Here is a 22,386-nt window from a genome sequence, read left to right as displayed (position 1 = left end):
ATAATGATTAATTTTGATTCCATGCGAATCTTTGTCGTTGTTGTTGAGTGTGGTGGTTTTAACGCGGCGGCTCAATCCCTGTTTAAAACACAACCGGCAATTACAAGTGCAGTAAAAAAACTAGAAGGACAATTGGGTTTTTCTCTTTTTGATCGCAGTTCTTACCGACCGCAATTAACCACTCTTGGTGAGAAGTTTTATCAACGAGCTAAGGTATTGATAGGGCATTGGCAACATGTTAATGAGTTTGCTGATAATTTACAGGCAGAAATGGAAAGTGACATTACTATTGCCATCGATGTCTTTTATCCATTGACCGCCTTAAAACCTTTATTCTGTAGTTGGATACTTCACTATCCCCAAACCCATATTCATTTCCTTACTGAGTCTTTAGGTGGTGCCTGTGAGCGACTCATTGAACATCAGGCAGATATTATTATTAGTGAGAATTTAATTAGTCAGCATGCTATAGAAGTGATTCCTTTGTTAAGTGAACGTATGCCTGCCGTGGCAGCGCCTGAATTTATTAGGCAATATGAACAACAATTAGCAAGTCTGGATACTTTAAATGACTGTATGCAAGTTATTTTACGTGATTCGTCGAAAGAAAATTTTACCTTTGGTGTCATTGAACATTGCCGACATTGGACTGTCAGTGATGTGATCGCCAAGAAACAAATTATTATGGCAGGCTTGGGTTGGGGACGGTTACCCGAACATTTAATTACGGAAGAGTTGATAGATGGGCGTTTAGAACTATTGACAGGAAATCATTTTGACGAGCGTCTTATCACCTTGTCTGCCATTCGGTTACAAAAGCCAATTCATGGGCCAATTGTCGAAAAACTTTGGGCTGATCTTTTACAATTAAAAAACTGTAGGGCATAGCAATTGTTCCGAAGTTCCAGGCGTGATATAAAATCACCCAGTACCAACGCAATTAATCAAGGAGTCATGTCATGTCACACAAGTTCAATGAAGTAACTGCAGGAATCAGTGCCCAATTAGCAAAAATGCGCAAGGAAATGCCAGAAGTAATGGCAGGCTTCTCCTCGCTGGCTCAGGCAGCAACTAAAGATGGTGCTTTAGACAAAAAAACAAAAGAATTAATTGCTATGGCCCTTGCTGTTGCTAATCATTGCCCAGGATGCATAGGCTTTCATTCACAAGCATTAGCCAAACTCCAGGCTAGCCGGGAAGAACTCATGGAAACTTTAGCGATGGCTATCTATATGGGAGGTGGTCCTTCATTAATGTATGCCGCTGAAGCTCTGGAAGCCTTTGAAGAATTTAGTGCCTAACTTTCGGAAATTAAAGGTGTAATTGGCTACAAAGATATTGCCATTACACCTTTATCTAAAATATAAGAGCTGACTCGGTAGCCTTGTCCAATTTCATGTGTGATTGACAAATTTTATCAGCAATTAGCATTACTACGCCCGCGAGTGCCAAAACAATACCTGCGCTAATTAATGCCATGCTTAAGGGAAAACTGATGGGAAGAAGGGGGGTTAATGCTAAACCTGCGACAACTAAAGCCCCGGCGCCTAAAAGTAAAGCACCACCGCCTAACCATTTCAGGCTAGAAGTTGATTGGCTAGCGGTTGGTTTTTCAGAATTATAAAAATTAGGAGTACTAATAACTCTTTCTTTAATTTCAGGTGTTTCCTTTTCTCTATCCTCTGTAATCAAAGGGGTACGGGGTGTAAAAAGGGTAAAAGGTTGAACTTGAGAGGGTGATGCCTCGCTCTGCTCAGTTTTCGGAGGAGTGGGAGAGTGTGCTTCCTGTTTAACTTCTTTTGTTATCAATGCCAATTCGAGCTTCGGTGGGGGTGGAGCCTTAGGTTTAGTTGCTTCAGTGATAATCGTTGCTAACTCTTCCCCAAGAGACTGTGTTTTAGGTTCATAGACTTTGCCTGTAGCTGCAAGCGATGCCAAATTGGCCAAACAATAAATCCAGCATATGTGGATGCCAATAGGTTGTGAGGCACCGGGGATAAATTCAATTTTATCGAGACATTCTTGTAAGAAGGGATTATTTTCAATATCTCTGTGGGCTGTAATGCCTACTTGATCTCTCACGCGCGAATCCGTGATGATTATTTTCTTTAAATACCCTTGCTCATCCATTTCGGCAAACAAGCTGTGCCAGTGAGCTCCTTCCTCTGTTGCATAAAGTCTCATGTGACAAATTTTTGCGTAAGGAGTCCCAATTTTACCCATAACTTGCGCCGCAAATTGATCTTCATGAAAAATAAGCCCGTGGGATGATTCTATTTCATCAGCGTCGCAACTAAAAAATACAGGCGTGCTGCTGTTTAAAGTCAGGCCAAAAGCCCCGGTTAGGACAGTGAAGGCACTCTGTAAGGCATCGTTGACATTCCCTTCATGTAGCGGTTGATCTATGCCAAGAGCTTTGCTCTCTCTCATGAGGGGTAGTAAAGAATTCATGATTTGCAGAAAGTTTAAAAATAATTATCAATGTACCTTGAATTGTTCTTATTTGTCAAAAAATTTACAACTTGTTTTCAATAAATCAGTTTGGTTAGTGTGTCATTAACGCGGCTACATGTTCCATTTGTTTCCCATGAGTATCAGGTTGGCAAGGATATTTCTTTGTGACACCAAGCCAAGCAACTTGTGAAACAGTCATTTTATCCTTATCACTTTGTTGGCTGGAAATATTGCGATAGGTTTCCAGAATAATGCCGTTTAAAGTGATTGCATTTAGAGTGGCACCTTGGGGTAGGCAAAATAATGGTTGGCCTTGACCTTTGGCTAGCTCATTAGCTTGCATCAGGGTTTCAGCGATACTTTCATCCGTTATGACCAGGACATTTCGCGCTGATCTTGCCCAGGCTTGTGCTTGAGGATCTGCTTTCATTTCCATTTGCGGAATACTATTCGATATATTCATGTAATGATCCATCGTATCCGCATGCGCGCTTAATGCACCTAGTAAAAAAGATAAGATAAAAATACGCATTGTCATTCCTCTATTTAATGCAGCCTACTCCGATCAGCCTATGCTGTCCCAAAAATAATAATGAGCAGGATTGTCTTTACATTCAAAAAAACCACATTCTAGGAATGTACTGATTCCATTTGCAAGAATCAAGAGAAGAAACAAACTCGACAAAAGATAATGCCAATGTCGGGGCGCTGAACTGGACTCATAAAACCCACGCTCAAATAGAAGAGCTATCGCTACCAGCCCCATAATAATTACAAAGGCAATCGCTGACCAAGTGTACATGTATAAACCAAGCAAAGGAGAGCCATAGCCTACATCGCTAGGTGCTACATGTAAAAAAATCTGCCGCAGAGAAATACCAAGGCCAAGTAAGGCAGATAAAAACATCAATCCGTAATAACTAGTGCGAATACTGTTCATTAAGTTCATGCAAAGACATAACCCTACCCCAATAAAACATAGCCGCTGCAATAAGCATAAGGGGCAAGGGAGAGTATGTTCTATTAATTGTTGATAGAAAGAAAAGCCTAAGACAAGACAAACGAGAATTAGGCCCGAAAGGTTACCAAGTTGATGAAGTTTATTTTGTGTCATTATATTCTCACCAAGTGGCTATGATAGTTAAACAGCATCATTGTTAAAAACAAGCAAAATAAAAATTGCAGTTTTACAAAACGATTAGGCTTAAATACGATTTGCAGGCCAACAATAAAATAAAGGATGTATAAAAGAGTCATCATTATTTAAACTCCAGATTTAGAATTCACTGAATCCATACCCATAAGAGAAATGTTATCCATATAATGTATCAACTCGTCTTGATTTACCGGGCATTGGGTTAAACCAATGTATTTATCCGGTCGAATTAATAAAGCAGTGGTTTCATGAATTGAAAAACGTTGATGAACGGTTTGTCCTTGGTCAAAAAAAACTGAATTTGCGCTGGGGATTTCATTTTCGTGTGTCAAGACAAGATGAGTTTTCAAGATAGGAGTAAAATGTTGATTCATTAAAGAAGCGGTTTTTAATAAAGTAGATAAATGCAAACCGTCTTTACCGGCAAATAAAAATAGATGATGCATTGTTCCGCGAATGATTTCGTATAATGATTTTATCTCTTTAGTTTGTTGATCAATTAAGTGGAAGTCAGTGGGAAATTCACCGATTTTAAATGCGGTCTTCTCACCAAATTTTTTTACAATAGGACTTTGAGCATAGGAAATTGCTAATTCAGCTAAATCAGTAGCTACGTATTTTTTGACAAAGTTAAAGGACGTTACAAATTTAAGAAAATGGTTACGCATAAAAACTAAAAAGGGGTTTCTTAACATGATCATTTGCGTCATGAACCCTGTTTTCTTTAAAACCGCTTCACCAATGGGGTGACGCTCAAGATGATAACTCTCTAGCAAATCTTCCCGTGCAAGTCCTTTTTGGACTAGTGCTAACTTCCAAACAAGGTTGTATATGTCTTGTATCCCGGTATTAAGACCTTGCCCTCCCATAGGACTATGAACGTGTGCGGCATCTCCTGCAAAAAATATGCGGCCATGACGATAGTGATCAATTTGACGATGGGCAATACCAAATTGACTAAGCCATAAAGGATTTGAGAGAACAGCGGGTACATGACAGCGACGTTTGAATACGCGCTCTATATCTGCCATGGTAGGGTCTACATGGGAGATTTTTTCTTCTGCAGTCATAACAATGCGGTAACGTTTTTCACCTATTGGAAAGCAGGCTAATGGACCTTCACGGCTAATGAACATAGCCATTTTGTTATTTGGTAAATTCCAATCGATAAAGATATCAGCAAGCCACCAGGTTTGCTTATAGGCATCGCCAATAAATTGGGCTTTAACAAGCTCTCTCATTGTACTGTGAGAGCCATCACAGGCAATAATCCATGAAGATTGTAATGTTGCGCTGCTACCATCCTGACGCTTTAATACCGCAATGACCCCTTCAGGGGTTTGCTCAATTCCTGTAAGTTCGGTTTCCCATTCAACGTGGAGGTCTTTATTAACTAGTCCCCCATACAAAATATGTTCAGTCTGATTTTGTGGTAAATCAATAAAAAAATGACGATTTGCTTCAAGCTGGACAAAGTCGATATCGAATAACTGTTGATCGGCTGATTGACAGATAGCACCATCAATTTGATGACCCTGAGTTACAATCTCATTGATAAATCCGCAATCCTCCATCACATCTAACGAACGGATGTGAATGGCTAAAGCTTTGGATTTATCACTAAGTGCGTTTTTTTTATCAATGATGCGACAATGTAAACCATGCCGTCTTAACTCATTTGCACAAAATAAACCAACGGGTCCTGCGCCAACAACTAATACTTCCAATTTCTCAGCCATGATGACCTACTCCATAGTCTTGTTAGCTCCGAGCAATAACAATGCCAAGATCAATTCATTAAACCCTCTTTTTTATTAAGTACTAAGGCAAGCTTTTTTTTGACTTTAGTCAATCTTGCTAATAAAAAATCAATGGATTCAGCCGTTTCTTTGGCACCTTTCTCACCAACAAAGAAGAAATGATTGCCATGAACTGTTAGTGTTAATTCTTGAGCAAGACTATTAAGTAAAAAGGTTAACCGTTTCCACGCTATAGGTGTCATCATGCTCAGATGGCTATTCGTCAAATAATGATGATTAATCATCTCCAGGCGTAAAAAATTCCATGTGGCGGGGTCAACCAAGGAAATTTTAGCATCAATGGGTGAGTCGTCGACAATTAAAGCAATCCAGGGCGTATCCGCAAAATTAAAGACGTTCCCCTCCTTAACCGTTCTGGGAATATCGCGCACAAAGCGCTTTTCCTTATAATGATAACCAGAGGCCGTGAGAGCTGTAGGGATAGAGCCAATAAATTCGGAGAGATAAATTTTTTCCGGAATGATTTCATGTTCATTATAACGATTTTGCTCAAGCAGTTGATCAATAAACCATGGATAAAGAGCGTTACGCTCTGCCAAGTGATCACTGCGGATAGCATCGGCATTAAAAGGACCTGACTGCATAATGTATGGAAGTGGCGGAACGGCTGCCAAACCAATAAATGCCTCAATTTCAAGATCATGTTGCTTTGCTGCCTGGGCTACTGTCCCTTCAATGCTGCCACCCATACTCCATCCAAGAACAATAATTCGCCGCGGTAACTTCTTATTTTGTTTGATAAGCTTGAGAGCAACTTGGACAATTTGCTGACCCCAATCCTGGAGGTTAAACTGTGGATAAACTTTGTTATAGACCGGATTGGCAAGCGGATAGGAGACTCCTGCAAATGAGTATCCTCGTTTATTAAGCCAATAGCTTAAGAAGTCTTGAGGTTTTCCTCCAGGATAACCGTAAGCAATTCTCGCAAGGTGCGAATCACCAGGTACAAAAATAACTAACGGTTTATCAGGCTCACCTTGAATAAACTGCACTAAAACTTCCTTGTCTTGGATGTTATCGAGATATTCTCCAGGATAAAGTGCTGCAGCAGCAAAACTATTGCTAAAGAGGAAAGCTAATAAAAAAAACAATTTAATGAATTGAGTACGAATCATACCTATTGTTTACCAATCTCAGGTGCACTGAAGTTAAAGAATACGCGGGGATTAATTTTATCCCAAGCCACTGATTTAACAGCTTCAGTATATTGATTTTTCGTAAAATCTTGAATTGTTTTTCGCCAAAAATTTAGTCCCCTTTCATTTTGAGGAATAACCAAAAGCTCCCATGTTCCTGGAAATTTGCTCCAGAGGTGCCTGGCAACTTTTTGTCCAACTCCATGACGCTGGAATTTCGCCATAATGAAAAATTCATCCATGTGCCAATCCATATTGGGAGTAATACTAATTTTATTGACAAGGACAAAGCCTGCTAATTCTCCATTGACTCGAATTAGAAAAGGATAATGGCTTTCATTGATAAAATATTTTTTTAAATCATAGCATTCATAAAGACCCGTTTCCGGGCATTTCCAGCCTGGTAAAAAACCGCAGTAACGCGACATGTCATAGACATAGAATCGCGCTAAATTTTGCATAACAGCTAAGTCATTAGGCTGTGCTTTAAAAAGTTTAATCTTTAAAGATTCCATACTATCTACATTTCATATGAACGATATTGTTTAGACTTCGATGGTTTTTAACTGCCTATTCTAGTGATATTCAGCAGTTATATCCTCTGTTTCCTCTTTTAAGTCCATTTTCATATCAGAGTCATAATTTTTTTCCTTTGTTTTGCTTATAGGAGCAAGTTGAGGGGTTTTAAATAGACAAAACATGCGTTGGAAATCTTTAGTTAAGGAGGTGTCATAGACTTTATCTGGCTGGCATGCAAATTTTTTAGCAATTAACTGGGCTCCATAATTAGCAACGCATCCGACGTCTTCGAAAGACAAACACGAATTAACATAACCTGTATGAGTGTTATCTGCAAACTGCTCAGACTCTAATTGACATCGTATGCTCCAAGGGAGCATTGACATGTAATCGTCCCAGGTTTTTGTCTTAACTATCATAACTTCTTCGATGCCTGGAAGCTGCTCTAATTCAGACTGTAATTTTTTCCTTTCAGCGGTGTTTGGGGAAAGATCATAGTTATTAGCACCTTGTGGAAGATTGACATAGGCGGTACATAAGCGCCCATCTTCAGGGTTAGGACGAGCATCACGAGTGGTGATTAATGCCAACTCTCCAAATCCTTCAGGTTGTAATCCATGTTCAAAAAATTCTTGGTGAGATTCATAACCTTTTAATCGACATATTGCAACAGGGTAACGATAGTAAGTTAAATTCTGAAGTGCTAATTTTTCGGTGGGACTAAGCTCTAAACCCAATTTAGGCCATTGTACAGGCGATAAAGCTAAAATTAAGTAATTGGCTTTAAGTGTTTTAGGGGTGTTTTGATGTAGAAACTCAACCTTAATCCCATCGCTGCGATCGATGCTCTTAATATCCACGTTGGTTATGACTTGATAATCTGCTGCTAATGCCCTCATGAGACGTTGGAAACCACCTTGGATGGCGTAAAAGGGACCTTGCTTTACCAAACTAGGGATTAAGCGCATCGCTGGAATGGTGGTATGCCCTATATACTCAAAAACTGCAAAGGTTGGACAAACTTGCATGGCTCCATAGCCAAATCCAGTTACTATGGGTCTTAGTAAGTCATTGATCTTAGTTAAACCTTTAAGTTTGGCAAACTCAGAAAAGGGTAATTCAAACGCAGGAGGAAGTGGATGCTTATGATCACGAGCATATTCATATTCGCGTAAAAGTTTTTCATAAGTCAGCAATTCTTTAACGAACTCTGCTGAAAATACCAATTTGCCACAAGTGTTTTCTTGCAGATATTGCTTCATAAAATCCATAGAAGCAAGCTTAGTTGGGAGAACGCTCTCTAAGGGGATATTTTTTTCAAAAATTGCATCCAAAACAACTCTGTAGTTATGCGCGACCAAAGCTGCACCAAATTCTGTTGTTAAATCCGGATCGAGAGGATCAATATAAGTACTACATTTGCCACCTACTTCATTATCGCTCTCTAAAATGGTAATGTTTTTGCTCGGAATCCCGGCTTTTTCAAGGGCACGAGCTGTGAAAAGACCAGAAGCACCTGCTCCGATAATAATGAAAGTCTTTTCTTCAGTAAGTAATTGCTCATCATTGTTGGCCATAACATCCTCTGTCTTTTAGCTTAAAAGCTAGCATAAAAGGAAACATCAAAGAGTGCAATTTAATTAAGAATCATTAGCTTAGTTATTAATTGCATGGCCATTTTGTTTTACTCATAATCGAATACACTTCATTATCACCTATGACCAAATGATCCAACAAACGAACGTCAATTAATTCTAAAGCATGACTTAAGCGATTAGTGACTGCTATGTCGTTAGGGCTTGCATCAGATATACCTGAGGGATGGTTGTGAGCGAGAATAACTGCCGCAGCATTCAGTTTAAACACACGGTCAATTATGGGACGAGGATGAACACTTGCTGAATTGATAGTACCAGTAAATAGCTCCTCATAAGCCAAAACGCGATGTTGGCTATCTAAAAATAGAGCTGCAAATGTTTCATTTTTGCGATCTCTTAATTGGCGTTTAAGATAGATGTGCGTTTGCTTGGAATTGACTAATTGAACATCTTTTTGCAGGCTAATAAATTCACTGCGACGACTTATTTCTTTTGCTGCTTGTAGTTGTACATAACGAACAAGCCCAAGTCCAGACACCTGACTAAACGTCTGGAGATCTGCATTTAAAATTGCTCGTAAGTCACCTAAGTGCTTGAGTAAATCAAATGCGAGCTGCATACAGGATTTTTTCTGGCTACCTGAACTAATAAATACAGCCAATAGTTCCGCGTCTGACAGACTGACTACGCCCTGGGACAAGAGTTTTTCGCGCACACGTAATGAGGGTGGTAAGACTTGTGATTTAGTCATTGTTATTTCCTTGTTATTCCTTTATTGCGAGGTTTATGCTTTGATCGCAGGTATTCTTATTAAAAACGATAAACCATGCAAGATTTTGCTAACAAAAAAATTGTATTAGGTGTTTGCGGGGGTATTGCTGCTTATAAAGCAGCTTATCTTATTCGCGAATTGACAAGCTTAGGCGCCGATGTACGTGTGGTGATGACAGCCTCTGCGCAACAATTTATCTCCCCCTTAACACTGCAAGCGTTAAGTGGCCATGACGTTCGTATGGAATTATTTGATCAACAAGCTGAACGTGCAATGGGACATATTGAATTAGCCCGCTGGGCAGATTATCTCCTTATTGCTCCTGCTTCTGCGAATTGCCTAGCTAAAATGGCCAATGGAATAGCAGATGATTTACTAAGTACACTTTGTTTAGTCGTTGAAACACCAGTGATTGTCTGCCCTGCGATGAATCGGTCTATGTGGCTACACCAGGCTACCCAAGCTAACTATGAGGTATTAAAACAGCGGGGAGTGATTTTTGTAGGGCCGGAGGAGGGTTCTCAAGCTTGTGGCGAACAAGGATTTGGTCGTTTGAGCGAGGCAACGAGTATTATCAATGCTCTTCGTTTTCATGAAGTTAATCAATTATTATGCGGACATCAGCTTCTTATTACGGCAGGACCTACGCGCGAAGCCATCGACCCCGTGCGTTATATTAGTAACTACAGCTCTGGGAAAATGGGTTATGCTTTGGCAGAGGCTGCTAGTCTTGCTGGTGCTAAAGTTATTTTAATTAGTGGGCCTACTTCGTTGATACCTCCGGCTGGTGTTGAGCTTTACTGCGTGGATTCTGCACAGGAGATGTATGAGACCGTCATGGAGAAGTTAACAGAAGGCATGATTTTTATTGGTACAGCGGCGGTAGCAGATTATTCTGTGCAATCGCCAGAACCTGAAAAAATTAAAAAGACCGCAAATCAGGAGTTAACACTTAAGCTGAGTAAAAACCCAGATATACTCGCTAGTGTTGCTGCGGGTGGTAAAGCATCCTTTGTTGTTGGTTTTGCCGCGGAAACAACAAATGTTATCAAGCATGCACAAGAGAAATTAAAGACGAAAAAATTAGATATGATTATCGCCAACCAGGTTGGTGATGGCTTGGCTTTTGACAAAGATTGTAATCAGGTCACAGTGCTGACAAAAGATAAGCAATTGGAATTACCTTTGATGCATAAGGCACGACTTGCAGGAAGAATTATTGCAATCCTTGCAGCAAGTATTCACAATGGCACACAGTTTTAAAGTAGAGGGATAATATGAAACAGGCTATTCAACTAAAAATATTGGACCCGAGAGTTGGTGAAAGTATTGACTTGCCTCATTACGCCACTCCTGGTTCTGCCGGACTTGATCTTCGTGTTTGTATTGATAAACCAATACAAATAGCGCCACAAGAAACAGTATTATTACCTACTGGATTAGCTATTTATATTGAAGATCCTCATATAGCGGCGGTCATTTTACCGCGTTCAGGTCTTGGACATAAGCATGGTATTGTTTTAGGCAATTTAGTGGGTCTTATTGATTCCGATTACCAAGGTGAATTAAAAATTTCTTGCTGGAATCGTAATCAAGAACACTTCACAGTGAATCCCGGCGATCGCATTGCACAATTAGTTTTTCTCCCTGTTATTCGTGCTAATTTTGAAGTAGTTGATGCCTTTGTGGAAAGCAGTCGTGGTGAAGATGGATTTGGTAGTTCAGGGAGAGCATAGTGGGGTATCGGCAAAAGCAGGTTGAACGTTCCGTTTTTAGAGCATATGACATTCGTGGCATCATTGGTAAACAACTCGATGAAGATGCATTTTATAGCATAGGATTAGCGATTAGTTGTCGACTATTGGAATTGAAGCGAAATAAAATTTTCGTCGCACGGGATGGTCGTTTGACGAGCGAAAGTTTAGTAAAAGCGTTACAACAAGGTTTGATCGACAGTGGCATTACTGTACTGGATTTGGGGGCCGTCGCTACTCCCATTATGTACTATGCAACTCATACTCACGATATTGACAGTGGAGTCATGGTAACCGGTAGTCACAATCCAGGTGACTATAATGGCATCAAGATTGTATTGGCAGGGAAGACACTGGTGCAATCGGATATTGATGGCCTTTATAATTTGGTAAAAGCGGGGACTCGACAATATGGGAAAGGCGATTATTCGAAGTTTAATATTTTTCCTGACTACATGGCGCGTATTATTAATGACATCAAACTGCAACGCCCTTTAAAAGTAATTATCGATTGTGGTAATGGCATTGGTGGTCCCTTGATACCCAAAGTAGTTGCTGCTTTAGGTTGTGAAGTTATTACCCTTTACTGTGATGTTGATGGTCATTTTCCCAATCACCATCCTGACCCCAGTGTAGAAAGTAATCTCAGTGATTTGAAGGCTGCAGTCATTACCCATAAAGCTGATATCGGGATTGCTTTTGATGGCGATGCGGATCGCCTTGGTGTTGTCACAGATCAAGGTGAAGTGATTTGGCCCGATCGGTTACTTATGCTTTACGCCCGCCACTTGTTAGAAAAAAATAAGGGCGCGACTATTGTTTATGATGTGAAATGTTCGAGCCATTTAGGAGAACTCATAAAGCAAGCGGGTGGAGTAGCAAAAATGTGCCCAACCGGTCACTCTATTGTTAAAGCGGTAATGAAAGAAGAAGAGGCAGCATTGGCAGGAGAGATGAGCGGGCATCTTTTTTTTAAGGAGCGCTGGTATGGTTTTGATGATGCACTCTACAGTGCCTGCCGTTTATTAGAGATAGTAAGTTCGAGCTCTCTTGCTGTTAGTGAGCAATTCGCAGCGATTCCAAATAGTATTAATACCCCTGAAATTAAGATTCCTATTGCTGAAGAGTTAAAGTTTGCTTTTATGCAACGCTTTTGCGAACAGGCTCAGTTTCCCGATGCCCAAATAATTACTATTGATGGTTTGCGGGTTGAGTTTGCTGATGGTTGGGGGCTTTTGCGTGCATCAAATACAACGCCTTGTTTAGTTGCTCGATTTGAAGCTAAAGATAAAGATAGCCTTGAATATATTAAGGCTTTATTCAAAGCACAGCTGCACCAGATCGATAAAAACTTAGTGCTAGCCTTTTAGGGCTAGCCAATCCGCATAAGAGGGCATTAATAGCGAATATTTTCTCAACAACATCAATCGACGCCCTTTATGTCGTCAAAACTTTGTCTTAACTCCATTCCGTTTGGAGTTCTCTGCTATTTTTGGCAGAAGGATTTTTTTTATCCAAAAAGGATAAAAAAAATCAATTTGTTAATATTTTGTTAATGTTTTGACTTTAAAATTTTTGTCAGGTTAACTTCAGCAGAGTTGTTTCACATGACAAAAGTTATTCTTATTTACGCAAATTGCAATAATCCCAAAGCTAAAGGTGATTTTTCACTTGCTGGTAATATAGCAAGAGATCTTGTTACTGAACTTAGCGCTCAATCCGAAAAAATTGATGTAATCTTAGTTAGTACCTTAGATGGCATATCTCGATTTGAAAGCCTTTATGGTAAACCTGTTAAAGGCCGGGTTAACATAGAGGGCACTGACGTTGGTCTTTGCAGCTTGGAACAACTGGATGCAGTTGAGAATAACGTTGTCGGGTTTATCGAAGCGAATCGCTGCAAGCATGCTCCTGCTGACCTAGTAAAACGTGTTCTTTCGCCTGAAAGTAAATTTCTATTTGTGGGTAATATTAATCAGCAATCTTTTTCTGGGTTGCTTATGCAGACTTTATACCGTCTTCAGCTAGAACAAGATCAAACAGGACTTTACAATATTTTCAGTAGCAACGATATCTTCATTGGCAGTGCTGGTGTAGACAAGGAGCGTTTAGGGTTACCTACTATTAGCAAAGCTAAAGATTTGCCTGCCTTGTCTTTATCTCAAACGAGCATGCTTCCTAAAGGAGCTTATGGTGCTATGTATGTTAATGCAGTAGATGGTGCAAGAAGTTATGTATTAATCGCTCAATATATGAAATTAACAGGTCACGATAATTATGTCCTCATCGGTGATTTCAGTGGGAAAAACTTTGAGATTCAAACGATTTATAATCTAGATAAAAGTTTTGGCACCCCTAAAAAAACTTTCCCTCAAATTGAATACCATCAGTCATTGCCAAACAGTGTATTACGTAAGGTGGTAGCAGATACAACTGGTTCATTGGTTTTATCTACTGGCAGCATGAGCGTGCTAGAAGCGCTGCAAGATGGCAAACTGCCTTATTATCAAGACCTGTCTATGAATATTGAAGTAGTTACATCCTATCTGATTGCGGTGAAATCAGTCGTAGCGAATGACAGTTCTTTGTTTGGCTGTATGCCTCAGTTGATTATTGAACTATCAGAATTATTGTTTGCCGATAAACCACTTAGTAGGTTAGACATGGAACGTACTCATGATCTCTTAGAAATGTCTTCTGTCAGTTCAAAATTAATTGCTACTAATCAAAAAATTATAGAGAAAGCCAACGGCAAACTGGCACCACGCCTTTTAGGTTTTCTCAATGGCTCAAGAAGCACTAATGATTCCGTCCAACTCGCCACAGTTTGTGCTTCATTGCGTAAATCAGGTGAAATAGGAAGCCCTCTTCATGATCAAGCATTAAGACGAGCGGCAGCTTGGGGAAAATTGTTTGAACTTAAGGTGGTCATTAAGTCAATGATAGGAGTCAACCAGGGTACTACAACTGCTAATTTAGATAAAAGGGATGCAAATGCTGAACGTTCAGCGTTGCATTGGGCAGTTAAAGGTGGCCACTATGATTGTGCCCGCGAACTAATTAAAGCGGGAGCCTCCGTGGATATCCAGGATAAAGACGGTAAAACACCACTTCATGAAGCAGTAACTAGTGGTAATAGAGAAATGATTCAGATGCTTATCGAAGCTGGAGCTTCTGTGGATATTGACGATAAGAGTAAGAAAAAGCCTGTAGATTGTGCGCCTGATAATGGAGTAGTGTTGTTTATTAAGCATTGTGAAGAGCAAAAGAAAGGTATTTCTGTATAGTACTCATTATCTAATAATGAATTTGCCTAAATTTTCAGGGCAAATTCAAGTTAGCTCAAAATTAGCAGGATTTAAGCGATTGGCTTTTTGTAAAACAAAAAGAATTTCCGCTAAAGCTTGCTGATTTTGATGCCTGGCGATTACTCTTTCTTGTTGGACTAACTCTAAAAAATATTTGCTTGCCAATGCGTTAATGTAGTCAAGTTGATGGCAAAAACGGGCAGTTGGTTGCAATTGCCAGGGTTTCTCCTCACTAATTTCCACGGTACCAATAAAATATCCTTCTGGAGCCAGGCAATTTGAAATTGCTGCAAAAAGGCTATCTAATTCACCGAAATAGGGAAGCACATCTGCGGCAACAATTAGTTGATAATGTTGATTGGTTTGCTTAAGGAAATGGAGCACTTCTGCTTCAACAAGTTGATCATAAATTTCTTTGCTTTTAGCTTGTGCGAGCATTTTAGCGGCAAGGTCAACGCCAGTTAAATGTTTGCTAATTTCTCGTAACACGATGCCGCTTAAACCTGTACCACAACCTAAATCAAGAGCATAGTCGACCTTTTCAATAGCTAGCTGATGGAGTATGCGGCCAATGTGTTGGGGCAAGGTATAGGCTAATTGTGTCTTCATGTGTTGATCATAATATAAGGCATAGTTATTAAATAAATTTGCCGCATATTCTGGTGAAGCTTTGGGGTTTAACTCATCATTGCTGAGTGCATGTAACATATGTTGGCTTGCCGGATCGTTGGGATTTGCGGCAACTGCAAGTTTAAGCAAAGTCCGGGCTTCTTCCTTGTCTTCGAGACGAATGTAAATTGCTGCTAAATTATTCAAGGCGGCAAAATGTTTAGGGTTCAGTTTTAAGATATCTTCGAAATGGACAATCGCTTCGCTTAAATGCCCCAGTGCCATTTGTGCCACGCCTGAATTATAAAGATATTCAATGTTTTGTGGATCATGCTGCAATAAGACATCGTAATGCATTAGGGCATTTTCAAAACGATCGTGGTGCATAAAAGTTGCTGCCAGATTATTGCGTGCATCGATATGATTATTATCAATTGCTAGCGCCTTGGTAAAATAGTCGACGGCAAGTTGTCCTTGCTCCCGCTTTAAAGCAATGACCCCTAAGTTGGTGAGGGCTTCTACATGCTGGTTATTGTGGTGGAGAACGTTTTGGAATGCTTTTTCCGCTTCGGCTAATGAATTATTTTCTAACTCTAAAACGCCCAGGTAAAAATTGGCTTCCATATGGTCGTGACATAATGCCAATACATTTTTAAATTGTATTTTGGCTGCAGGCAATTCATTATTTTTAAGTAACAATAGCCCTAAATTGAAATGAGCCGCTGCAAAATCAGGTTCGGCATGGACTGCTAAACGATAGTGATGTAGTGCGTTACGGTATTCATTTTGAGTGGCATAAACCGTTGCTAAATTGTGATGTGCTTGTGCGTAGTCAGGAACCAAGACAATTGCTTTTTGATAATGGATAACGGCTTTATCTAATTGGTGCTTGTTTTTATAAGCATTCGCTAAATTATTATGTAAGCTGGCATTCTTGGGATCTAAATCCAGGGCTTTATGGAACAAGCCTAATGCCGTATCGATATCATTAAGTTGCGCGTAGGCGAGGCCAAGAAAATGTAAAGCTTGACTGTTATTCGGTTCAATCTGCAATAACTTTTCGTAGAGTTTCATGGCTTCGGGTAACTGATTTTGCCGTTGTAATAAGTAAGCTTCCGCAAATAAGGCTTCATGCTCAGAACTCATGGGTTTTTTACCATTCGGACATGAGGAATTCCATCCATGTCAAAAGGTTCTCCTTCGGCGACAAAACCGTAGGTTCCATAAAAATTTCGTAAATAATTCTGCGCTGTGATAATAATGGGCTCAGTAGGGTGATGGTTTTTTAAATAACTTAAGATGGAGTCCATTAGCTGTTTTCCAAGCCCAAGCCCGCGATGGGAGGTGGCGGTAACCAAACGACCAAAACTCATCCCTTCATTCTCGTAGGACAGGATTCTTGCATAGGCAATTAGTTTATTATCTTGATATGCCAGTAGATGCTTTGCATCCTGGTCCTTGTAATCCAAATCCTGATAAAAACATTGTTGTTCTACAATAAAGATTTCGCTTCTTAATGCTAAAATTTCATAGAGTGTGTCTTTACTTAATTCATCAAAGGATTTTATAAGAATATTAATCATGAGGTTATCTGTTAAAAAGTTGATTGCGCAATTGATTTAATGCTTGCGCGCGATGGCTAATCGTATTTTTAATCTTAGCAGGTAATTGCGCTGCTGTGCACTGTAATGAATCAACAAAAAACACTGGATCGTAACCAAATCCGCCATCACCTGCACTTATAGTTGCAATTCTTCCTGGGAATTTACCAGTAGCGATAAGCGGTGTTGGGTCATTTGGATATGCAACAACTGCAATTGCACAGTAAAAATAAGCTTGGCGCTCTTCTTCAGGAACATGGGCAAGTTTTTCCAGAAGCAGGGTAATATTCTCCTCGTCTGTCGCCCTAAGCCCAGCATAGCGGGCCGAATATATACCAGGCTCCCCATTTAATGCGTCAACAACTAAACCAGAATCATCCGCTAAAGCGGCTTTATTGCTTAGACGACTAGCATGACGTGCTTTAATGAGCGCATTTTCGATAAAACTTAAACCGGTTTCTTTAGGGGAGTCTATGCCTAATGTGTCTTGAGAAACGCAATGAATAGGGGAAAGAATGGCACTCATTTCCGCAATTTTTCCTTTATTTGCTGTCGCTAAAATAATTTCCTTCATATCCATCAACAATCAGAAAAAGAGCTTTGTTATATCAGATAGTGGAGACAGTGTCATTGTTTCATACATAAGGAGCATATCCTAAAGTATTTTAATTCAAGGATTAGATTTCATGCGGTATTCATGGAGTCTAATCCTTTTCATTTATTTATTGACTTAATTAAATAAGGACACAACTAGGCCAGCAACTGTTTAATTCTTCGGCCTTCTGTTTAAAGTGGAAAGAAGACGTTGCTAGGTTTTCACTCTTTGCCAATACCTCTTCTATTCTTTCTCCGCGCTCTATCACTTTATCGAGGTTGCTTAACATAATTTTTTGTGTTTCGGCAAGCTCCTGCTTGATGCTTTCGACTTTAAAGTCTTTGGTGTGTTTTTCTAGATCAGCTGCAACGGTACTCATTGACACGGATTGGCGCAACAAATACCAACCTAAATAGTTCATTTGCTTTTCATTTAACATGGTATCTGTGACCACAACACAATAGTCAGATCCTACTCGTTTAATAAAAAAATAATAGCCATCTTTCTGCATCCCCTGAGTTTCATTAGTCCCTAAGGTTTCACAAAAAGCGACAATTTCTTGCTTATGTTTGGTCAGTGCCTTTTGCGCAAAAAAACTGGTCATATTGCTTCCAGGAGTCAACCACTGAAAAGGAGCATCACCAAAACGCGTTCCCAGGGCAAAACATTTCATCGCTACTTCTCCTTGTTTAAAAACATAGCCGTTCTTAAGTTAGCATGAAATGAAGTAAGATCAATGACCCGGGCTTAATTGATTTGCACAGAAGTACTTTAGGGCATATGCGAGTGAATGAATACTGGGGCCAGGTCTTGTCTTTTCCCAACAGAACTGTCCCCATTGCTTTATGCTTATTTACTGATAAGTCGTGGTTATGACTTGCTGATCTTCTAGGGCGTCTGGTTTTATGGATTGCTCAAGGCTTCCTCCAAATATGGTGATATTACTGCTGCCAGGTCTTGCTGTTTTTTCTAGGGCAATTTCTTTGCGCAGTTGCTCATTGAGTGACGCCTCTGAATTTAGTAACTCTAATTCCTGTTCGTTAGGTAAAGAGAGTGGATCCACCGCGCGAATCTCAAGTTTATTGCGCAGTTCACCAAAATAATCCAATCCCATACCAACAATAAATGCAGTAGAGGGCACTTCAAATACCACGTATTCAGGCATGTAGTTATCGACTCTTTTTTGTACCTTATCTACTAGAACCACCAAAGAAATTTTCTTAGGGCCGAAGCTTTCAAGTAACTCTCTGATTTTTAAGTAAGTGTTGCCTGTGTCACAGACATCATCAATTACAAAAACTGTTCTTCCACCTAGGGGAATCTTGGGCATTGAAGCGATTTTTAACTCGCCGGAAGTCGTTGTTTTATTACCATAGCTGCTTGCTTGCATGGTTGTATAGGAATATTGATAACCCTTTTCATTTAACTTTGTTTGTAAGAGGCTTGCAAAAGGAAGTGCTCCATCCATTAAACCAATAAGAACTGGATTCGCGTCAGGGTATTCTTTAATAAGTCGGTTAGCCAGTAGTTCTGTCCGTTTTTGAATATTATCCTCAGTAAGTTCATCCCCTTTTTGATCAAATTTATCCAGATCAATCTCTCTGACAGGGTGGGCATGATCCCATACTCTTTTGGTTACTGTGCTTTTTAACCCATGGATAGTACTTAATTGCTTGAGAATCACTTCTTTCATAACTCACCTCATGTGTTGATATTAGAATTTCGCGAGCGGATTGTCTTTGAGGCGAAGAAAAAAAGCAATGGATTTTATTGAGGTATAATATGAATGCATATAATACCTTTTTGAACAAATCATTACCCATTAGAAGTATCTTACTTCTTTATCTTTGATTTGCAAATTTAACCTTCTAGTGGTTTCTGTTTGGTTATATAGGGTGTTTTTTGTAAAGGAAGTGAGTGTGATAGGGGTTGATTGTCCTCATTTTTTAGATAGTTCTCATCGTAAACAAAGGACATATTACCAGAGGTATCAATAACTAATTGGCCTATCCGGGTTTGATGAAGATAGACATCTAGCTTATAGCTTTTCAATTTCTATCTCCCTATGGGATAGATGGAGTTGAATACAGGGGAGTAGACATGTTTGCAGGCATGACTATCAATCCTGATGCAGATAGCACTTATGAGCCTCCTAGTTTGACTTAAATCTAAAGCAAGAGTAAGAGGTTGTGGGTAATGCCATGAGCTACTCTTGCTTTGAAATCTTAAGTTAACGAGCTAAGTTTTCTATTCCCGTTCCCACTGTTTTAACAGCTTTTCCCCCTGTTCTAACAACATAACCTGTACCAGTTGCTACTCCAGTTCCCACTGTCTTGACAACCTTTGTTCCAGTTGTAGCAACGTAGCCTACGCTCGTGCCGACTGCTTCAGTTCCTGTTCTAAGTGCTCCACAATTAGTTAAACCGAAGGTCAGTATGCTAAGAGTAAATACTGTTAAGAGTTGCTTTCTCATTTTAGTTCCCTCCGTATTAAATCCCTTTTAACTCCTTACTGTACAAATATAGTACAAAATGTAGTCTTAAAGAATTCTACAAAAGACTTATGTAAGGTATTATTGAGATATTTTGTGGGAATAAGGCTCAAAATAGGGAGCTTAAAATGAATCAATTTACGGGTGAATGTTTATGTGGAGCTTGCCGCTATGTCATAACAGGAGAAAAGCCAACGGCAATGTATCTGTGTCACTGTAGTCGCTGCAGAAAAGAAACTGGTACGATTCATGGCGCTACTGTTTTCTTTAATGGGTCTCGGTTATCGTGGGAGAGGGGCAATAACAATATCAGTTATTTTCAGTTAGAAGGGACACGAAAAGAACGGGCATTCTGCAAGACTTGTGGCAGCCCACTGCCTAGAAATGAGAATAGTTATGTGGTTTTACCAGCAGGTACACTGGATGAGGATTCTTCTCTCGTGCCAACGGCTCATATCTTCTGTGCTAGTCGCTCATCTTGGGAAGATAAGATAAAGGATTTGCGACGATTTGATGAATTACCAAGCTAGATTGAGCATGTCCAAATTAAAAATGCAGTAAGATAAATAGAGAAATGTCAGGCCAAGGCCTGACTTACTATTAAATTATAAATTCGGAGAGGTAGAATAGAATTTTTGCACTTCTTCAATATCACAATCTGATATTGCATTTACTGCCATATCAATGTCGTAGTTCCTATCATGCACGAGCAATTGTAATACAGCCGTATGATGAGCGCTAAACTCACTTTCGGCAATAGATAGATTTCTTAAATGATCTCCTCGTAATCCGTACTCATATAAAACATTTAAAGCTTCCGCTTGCTCGTAATTTAATTTTTGAAGTTCTGTAATCGCATCTATATGGCTAAAATGATATTTGGTTGTAAGCATCTGCAATGCATTAATATGATTTTTATGCAGTTCTGGCACCACTAAATCCTTCATTTCTTCGACAGAAAAGCCAGCCTCAAGAATTGCTGCTTGCAACGTTGAGGAATAGCTTTTTGTAGGTTCTAATGATACTCCCTGAAGAGTACATAATTGCTTTAATTTAGCGATATCTTGCAAAAACATGTCGTCGTTATTATCTGGATAAATAAATGCTTTACGAAATTTAATCCAGGAAACTAATGATTCAAGACGGTATTTTCGTCCCTGTAGACTTAGAAAATAGATGTCATCATCATCAATCGGATTGAGGTCAATGGGGTCAACGTCCTTAATTGGATAGTTTTCTGCCAAGCCTTCTAAAGCGATAATAATTGCATTTTCGACGGCTTGAATCGTTGTTGTTGGTAAGCTTTCAAAGCTGGAAATAGGCTGAGGCGAGGTGAAAAAGCTCAAGGCATATTGCCTCAGCCTGTAGTAAAGACCATTATTAATAGCTTTATATTGTAATGACTCTTTCAGTGTGCGCAATAATTGTCCGCGCAATTTGTCAATTAAATTAATATCCTCAGCCTCGTTAGCAAATACTTGTCTGGCCAAGTTTGCACATGCTTGCATCTGTGCAATGGTTTTGTGAGTAGTAAGAGGTTGCAAATAAGGGGGTAAAAACATGTTAAAAACCTTAAAAAACTATATTGGAGCTATTTCATAAGTTAAATTGAAAACCTTGAAAAATATAAAATACATCCAAAGTGGGAAAATTAGCGTGGAATTGTAGCAAAATAATTCAGAAACTCTAACCAGGAAAATAAATCACTTTATTGAAAAGGAAACAATTCCCATGAACCGGTGGATGGTCCAATTACCAACCAATTTCCTCTTTCAGATTGAAAATAAACATCATTCGTGCGATTGTCTTTATACATGTTGGACTTCATCAGAACATTTTCTGCAACGAATCTTGATCTGCCAATACCAACTATTTGTCCAGCTTCAAGCTCATCAGTCGCTTCGAGCACCACGGCTGCAATATTTCCGGTTTCAGTATCAATTAAGAGATTGGTAGAGTGTAGTTCGGTGCCTTCTTCCCATGAAATTTTTTGCAAAGTGCTTCTTTTATTGCTTAACAAAGCGCTGACCTTGCTTTGTTTTAAAGCGACATCAACAATAATAGGGTCTATTTGAGTTTCTTTTATGGCATCTATCTGCTCGGGTATTTCTAGTAATTGTATAGCTCCGAGTACGCCGCTTATAATCATTAAACTTCCTGATACTCCTAAAGTCGAAAATCCTCTTGCAACACCCTTATAATTGAATCGGCTGTTACTGATTTTAATTTTAAAATCTTTAAGTAAGGATTGTTTTACTCTTTCAACCTCTCCTGCTGATACGTCAGCGCCCTCAGATAAAGCTAATATTTTTTCGCCCCCCCTATCGAGTACTTCAAAGTAGGTTACTCCTTTAACTGGGGGTCTTTGTGTTACTAGTTTTAAAGTACCATTTTGCCATCTGTAAAATTTCCTATTTAACTCCTCAGATGATGCACCACCCAAAGCATCATGTCCTGAGGGTATGGGTTTACCTTTTACTACAGTGACCTTTTCACCCTTTGCAGTTCCTGCCTCTGTTGGAGAAACGCCTGTTTCGGTGTTTGGTTTTTTGATATCTGCCATTTGACCTATT

At 39.5% G+C, this 22,386-nt stretch carries 25 protein-coding genes; 7 read left to right on the top strand and 18 right to left on the bottom strand.

All coding sequences use genetic code 11. The features are described 5' to 3' along the window. Positions 1-3 precede the first annotated feature (3 nt). On the top strand, positions 4-888 hold the full coding sequence (locus tag Lbru_RS12480; protein ID WP_238583884.1) for a LysR family transcriptional regulator: 885 nt from the start codon (positions 4-6) through the stop codon (positions 886-888). A 71-nt stretch (positions 889-959) separates the two neighbouring features. Further along, positions 960-1,301 carry a carboxymuconolactone decarboxylase family protein gene (locus Lbru_RS12475; RefSeq protein ID WP_058442460.1) on the top strand — a complete coding sequence of 114 codons (342 nt, stop codon included), beginning with the start codon at positions 960-962 and terminating at the stop codon, positions 1,299-1,301. A gap of 55 nt (positions 1,302-1,356) precedes the next feature. Here the strand turns inward: Lbru_RS12475 and Lbru_RS12470 are convergent, their stop codons facing one another. From Lbru_RS12470 to radC, 9 genes are all read right to left on the bottom strand, one after another. Next, a complete protein-coding gene (locus Lbru_RS12470) occupies positions 1,357-2,451 on the bottom strand; it encodes a hypothetical protein (protein ID WP_058442459.1) in 1,095 nt (364 codons plus the stop codon). Between the two features lie 94 nt (positions 2,452-2,545). Beyond that, complete coding sequence (locus Lbru_RS12465; protein ID WP_058442458.1) at positions 2,546-2,986, bottom strand: hypothetical protein; 441 nt, start codon at positions 2,984-2,986, stop codon at positions 2,546-2,548. Positions 2,987-3,019: 33 nt separating this feature from the next. After that, positions 3,020-3,568 carry a disulfide bond formation protein B gene (locus Lbru_RS12460; protein ID WP_058442457.1) on the bottom strand — a complete coding sequence of 183 codons (549 nt, stop codon included), beginning with the start codon at positions 3,566-3,568 and terminating at the stop codon, positions 3,020-3,022. Further along, the gene (locus Lbru_RS18095; RefSeq protein WP_420795334.1) at positions 3,568-3,711 is read right to left on the bottom strand and encodes a DUF5993 family protein; all 144 of its coding nucleotides are present in this window, start codon (positions 3,709-3,711) and stop codon (positions 3,568-3,570) included. The genes Lbru_RS12460 and Lbru_RS18095 overlap by 1 nt, the downstream gene beginning before the upstream one ends. Positions 3,712-3,717: 6 nt before the next feature. Further along, positions 3,718-5,349 (bottom strand): FAD-dependent monooxygenase, encoded by a 1,632-nt coding sequence (locus Lbru_RS12455; RefSeq protein ID WP_058442456.1) that lies wholly within the window; start codon positions 5,347-5,349, stop codon positions 3,718-3,720. A gap of 50 nt (positions 5,350-5,399) precedes the next feature. Beyond that, complete coding sequence (locus Lbru_RS12450; RefSeq protein WP_058442455.1) at positions 5,400-6,545, bottom strand: alpha/beta hydrolase family protein; 1,146 nt, start codon at positions 6,543-6,545, stop codon at positions 5,400-5,402. Positions 6,546-6,547: 2 nt separating this feature from the next. Then, a complete protein-coding gene (locus Lbru_RS12445; protein ID WP_058442454.1) occupies positions 6,548-7,081 on the bottom strand; it encodes a GNAT family N-acetyltransferase in 534 nt (177 codons plus the stop codon). A 60-nt stretch (positions 7,082-7,141) separates the two neighbouring features. After that, positions 7,142-8,662, bottom strand: a complete 1,521-nt coding sequence (locus Lbru_RS12440; protein ID WP_058442453.1) for an FAD-dependent oxidoreductase — start codon at positions 8,660-8,662, stop codon at positions 7,142-7,144. Between the two features lie 85 nt (positions 8,663-8,747). Further along, positions 8,748-9,434 (bottom strand): RadC family protein, encoded by a 687-nt coding sequence (gene radC / locus Lbru_RS12435; protein WP_058442452.1) that lies wholly within the window; start codon positions 9,432-9,434, stop codon positions 8,748-8,750. A gap of 75 nt (positions 9,435-9,509) precedes the next feature. Between radC and coaBC the strand changes: the two genes are divergently transcribed. The 4 genes from coaBC (at position 9,510) to ankY (ending at position 14,496) form a co-directional block, all read left to right on the top strand. Then, complete coding sequence (gene coaBC, locus Lbru_RS12430) at positions 9,510-10,718, top strand: bifunctional phosphopantothenoylcysteine decarboxylase/phosphopantothenate--cysteine ligase CoaBC (protein ID WP_058442451.1); 1,209 nt, start codon at positions 9,510-9,512, stop codon at positions 10,716-10,718. Between the two features lie 14 nt (positions 10,719-10,732). After that, the gene (dut, locus tag Lbru_RS12425) at positions 10,733-11,191 is read left to right on the top strand and encodes a dUTP diphosphatase (RefSeq protein WP_058442450.1); all 459 of its coding nucleotides are present in this window, start codon (positions 10,733-10,735) and stop codon (positions 11,189-11,191) included. After that, entirely contained in the window at positions 11,191-12,579 is a 1,389-nt protein-coding gene (locus Lbru_RS12420) for a phosphomannomutase/phosphoglucomutase (protein ID WP_058442449.1), read from the top strand. Before dut ends, Lbru_RS12420 begins: the two co-directional genes overlap by 1 nt. A 237-nt stretch (positions 12,580-12,816) precedes the next feature. Continuing rightward, positions 12,817-14,496 (top strand): Dot/Icm T4SS effector AnkY/LegA9, encoded by a 1,680-nt coding sequence (gene ankY / locus Lbru_RS12415; RefSeq protein WP_058442448.1) that lies wholly within the window; start codon positions 12,817-12,819, stop codon positions 14,494-14,496. 45 nt (positions 14,497-14,541) lie between these two features. On the opposite strand, the gene Lbru_RS12410 is transcribed toward ankY, so the two are convergent. From Lbru_RS12410 to Lbru_RS12380, 7 genes are all read right to left on the bottom strand, one after another. Beyond that, positions 14,542-16,272, bottom strand: coding sequence for a tetratricopeptide repeat protein (locus Lbru_RS12410; protein ID WP_058442447.1), 1,731 nt, complete (start codon positions 16,270-16,272; stop codon positions 14,542-14,544). Further along, positions 16,269-16,709, bottom strand: coding sequence for a GNAT family N-acetyltransferase (locus Lbru_RS12405; protein WP_058442446.1), 441 nt, complete (start codon positions 16,707-16,709; stop codon positions 16,269-16,271). Before Lbru_RS12405 ends, Lbru_RS12410 begins: the two co-directional genes overlap by 4 nt. Before the next feature lie 4 nt (positions 16,710-16,713). Next, the gene (gene rdgB, locus Lbru_RS12400) at positions 16,714-17,301 is read right to left on the bottom strand and encodes an RdgB/HAM1 family non-canonical purine NTP pyrophosphatase (RefSeq protein ID WP_058442672.1); all 588 of its coding nucleotides are present in this window, start codon (positions 17,299-17,301) and stop codon (positions 16,714-16,716) included. Between the two features lie 160 nt (positions 17,302-17,461). Further along, complete coding sequence (locus tag Lbru_RS12395) at positions 17,462-17,995, bottom strand: synaptobrevin family protein (RefSeq protein WP_058442445.1); 534 nt, start codon at positions 17,993-17,995, stop codon at positions 17,462-17,464. A gap of 180 nt (positions 17,996-18,175) precedes the next feature. Next, the gene (locus Lbru_RS12390) at positions 18,176-19,015 is read right to left on the bottom strand and encodes a phosphoribosyltransferase (protein WP_058442444.1); all 840 of its coding nucleotides are present in this window, start codon (positions 19,013-19,015) and stop codon (positions 18,176-18,178) included. Positions 19,016-19,182: 167 nt separating this feature from the next. Next, on the bottom strand, positions 19,183-19,374 hold the full coding sequence (locus tag Lbru_RS12385) for a HipA N-terminal domain-containing protein (RefSeq protein WP_058442443.1): 192 nt from the start codon (positions 19,372-19,374) through the stop codon (positions 19,183-19,185). Between the two features lie 178 nt (positions 19,375-19,552). Beyond that, entirely contained in the window at positions 19,553-19,795 is a 243-nt protein-coding gene (locus Lbru_RS12380) for a hypothetical protein (RefSeq protein WP_058442442.1), read from the bottom strand. 146 nt (positions 19,796-19,941) lie between these two features. Between Lbru_RS12380 and Lbru_RS12375 the strand changes: the two genes are divergently transcribed. After that, positions 19,942-20,343: a GFA family protein gene (locus tag Lbru_RS12375; protein ID WP_058442441.1), complete on the top strand. Its 402-nt coding sequence runs from the start codon at positions 19,942-19,944 to the stop codon at positions 20,341-20,343. A 75-nt stretch (positions 20,344-20,418) separates the two neighbouring features. On the opposite strand, the gene Lbru_RS12370 is transcribed toward Lbru_RS12375, so the two are convergent. Next, on the bottom strand, positions 20,419-21,375 hold the full coding sequence (locus tag Lbru_RS12370) for a hypothetical protein (RefSeq protein ID WP_058442440.1): 957 nt from the start codon (positions 21,373-21,375) through the stop codon (positions 20,419-20,421). 146 nt (positions 21,376-21,521) lie between these two features. Next, positions 21,522-22,376, bottom strand: coding sequence for a hypothetical protein (locus tag Lbru_RS12365; RefSeq protein ID WP_058442439.1), 855 nt, complete (start codon positions 22,374-22,376; stop codon positions 21,522-21,524). Between the last annotated feature and the right edge of the window lie 10 nt (positions 22,377-22,386).

Origin of the sequence: Legionella brunensis (assembly GCF_001467025.1) — a bacterium.
GTDB lineage: Bacteria > Pseudomonadota > Gammaproteobacteria > Legionellales > Legionellaceae > Tatlockia > Tatlockia brunensis.
This window is presented reverse-complemented; position numbering and strand designations above follow the sequence as displayed.

Bases quoted from the DNA above. Each gene is read 5' to 3' on its own strand.
- Lbru_RS12480 (WP_238583884.1), top strand. From the start codon at position 4: ATGATTAATTTTGATTCCATGCGAATCTTTGTCGTTGTTGTTGAGTGT.
- Lbru_RS12475 (WP_058442460.1), top strand. From the start codon at position 960: ATGTCACACAAGTTCAATGAAGTAACTGCAGGAATCAGTGCCCAATTA.
- Lbru_RS12470 (WP_058442459.1), bottom strand. From the start codon at position 2,451: ATGAATTCTTTACTACCCCTCATGAGAGAGAGCAAAGCTCTTGGCATA.
- Lbru_RS12465 (WP_058442458.1), bottom strand. From the start codon at position 2,986: ATGCGTATTTTTATCTTATCTTTTTTACTAGGTGCATTAAGCGCGCAT.
- Lbru_RS12460 (WP_058442457.1), bottom strand. From the start codon at position 3,568: ATGACACAAAATAAACTTCATCAACTTGGTAACCTTTCGGGCCTAATT.
- Lbru_RS18095 (WP_420795334.1), bottom strand. From the start codon at position 3,711: ATGACTCTTTTATACATCCTTTATTTTATTGTTGGCCTGCAAATCGTA.
- Lbru_RS12455 (WP_058442456.1), bottom strand. From the start codon at position 5,349: ATGGCTGAGAAATTGGAAGTATTAGTTGTTGGCGCAGGACCCGTTGGT.
- Lbru_RS12450 (WP_058442455.1), bottom strand. From the start codon at position 6,545: ATGATTCGTACTCAATTCATTAAATTGTTTTTTTTATTAGCTTTCCTC.
- Lbru_RS12445 (WP_058442454.1), bottom strand. From the start codon at position 7,081: ATGGAATCTTTAAAGATTAAACTTTTTAAAGCACAGCCTAATGACTTA.
- Lbru_RS12440 (WP_058442453.1), bottom strand. From the start codon at position 8,662: ATGGCCAACAATGATGAGCAATTACTTACTGAAGAAAAGACTTTCATT.
- radC (WP_058442452.1), bottom strand. From the start codon at position 9,434: ATGACTAAATCACAAGTCTTACCACCCTCATTACGTGTGCGCGAAAAA.
- coaBC (WP_058442451.1), top strand. From the start codon at position 9,510: ATGCAAGATTTTGCTAACAAAAAAATTGTATTAGGTGTTTGCGGGGGT.
- dut (WP_058442450.1), top strand. From the start codon at position 10,733: ATGAAACAGGCTATTCAACTAAAAATATTGGACCCGAGAGTTGGTGAA.
- ankY (WP_058442448.1), top strand. From the start codon at position 12,817: ATGACAAAAGTTATTCTTATTTACGCAAATTGCAATAATCCCAAAGCT.
- Lbru_RS12410 (WP_058442447.1), bottom strand. From the start codon at position 16,272: ATGAGTTCTGAGCATGAAGCCTTATTTGCGGAAGCTTACTTATTACAA.
- Lbru_RS12405 (WP_058442446.1), bottom strand. From the start codon at position 16,709: ATGATTAATATTCTTATAAAATCCTTTGATGAATTAAGTAAAGACACA.
- rdgB (WP_058442672.1), bottom strand. From the start codon at position 17,301: ATGAAGGAAATTATTTTAGCGACAGCAAATAAAGGAAAAATTGCGGAA.
- Lbru_RS12395 (WP_058442445.1), bottom strand. From the start codon at position 17,995: ATGAAATGTTTTGCCCTGGGAACGCGTTTTGGTGATGCTCCTTTTCAG.
- Lbru_RS12390 (WP_058442444.1), bottom strand. From the start codon at position 19,015: ATGAAAGAAGTGATTCTCAAGCAATTAAGTACTATCCATGGGTTAAAA.
- Lbru_RS12380 (WP_058442442.1), bottom strand. From the start codon at position 19,795: ATGAGAAAGCAACTCTTAACAGTATTTACTCTTAGCATACTGACCTTC.
- Lbru_RS12375 (WP_058442441.1), top strand. From the start codon at position 19,942: ATGAATCAATTTACGGGTGAATGTTTATGTGGAGCTTGCCGCTATGTC.
- Lbru_RS12370 (WP_058442440.1), bottom strand. From the start codon at position 21,375: ATGTTTTTACCCCCTTATTTGCAACCTCTTACTACTCACAAAACCATT.
- Lbru_RS12365 (WP_058442439.1), bottom strand. From the start codon at position 22,376: ATGGCAGATATCAAAAAACCAAACACCGAAACAGGCGTTTCTCCAACA.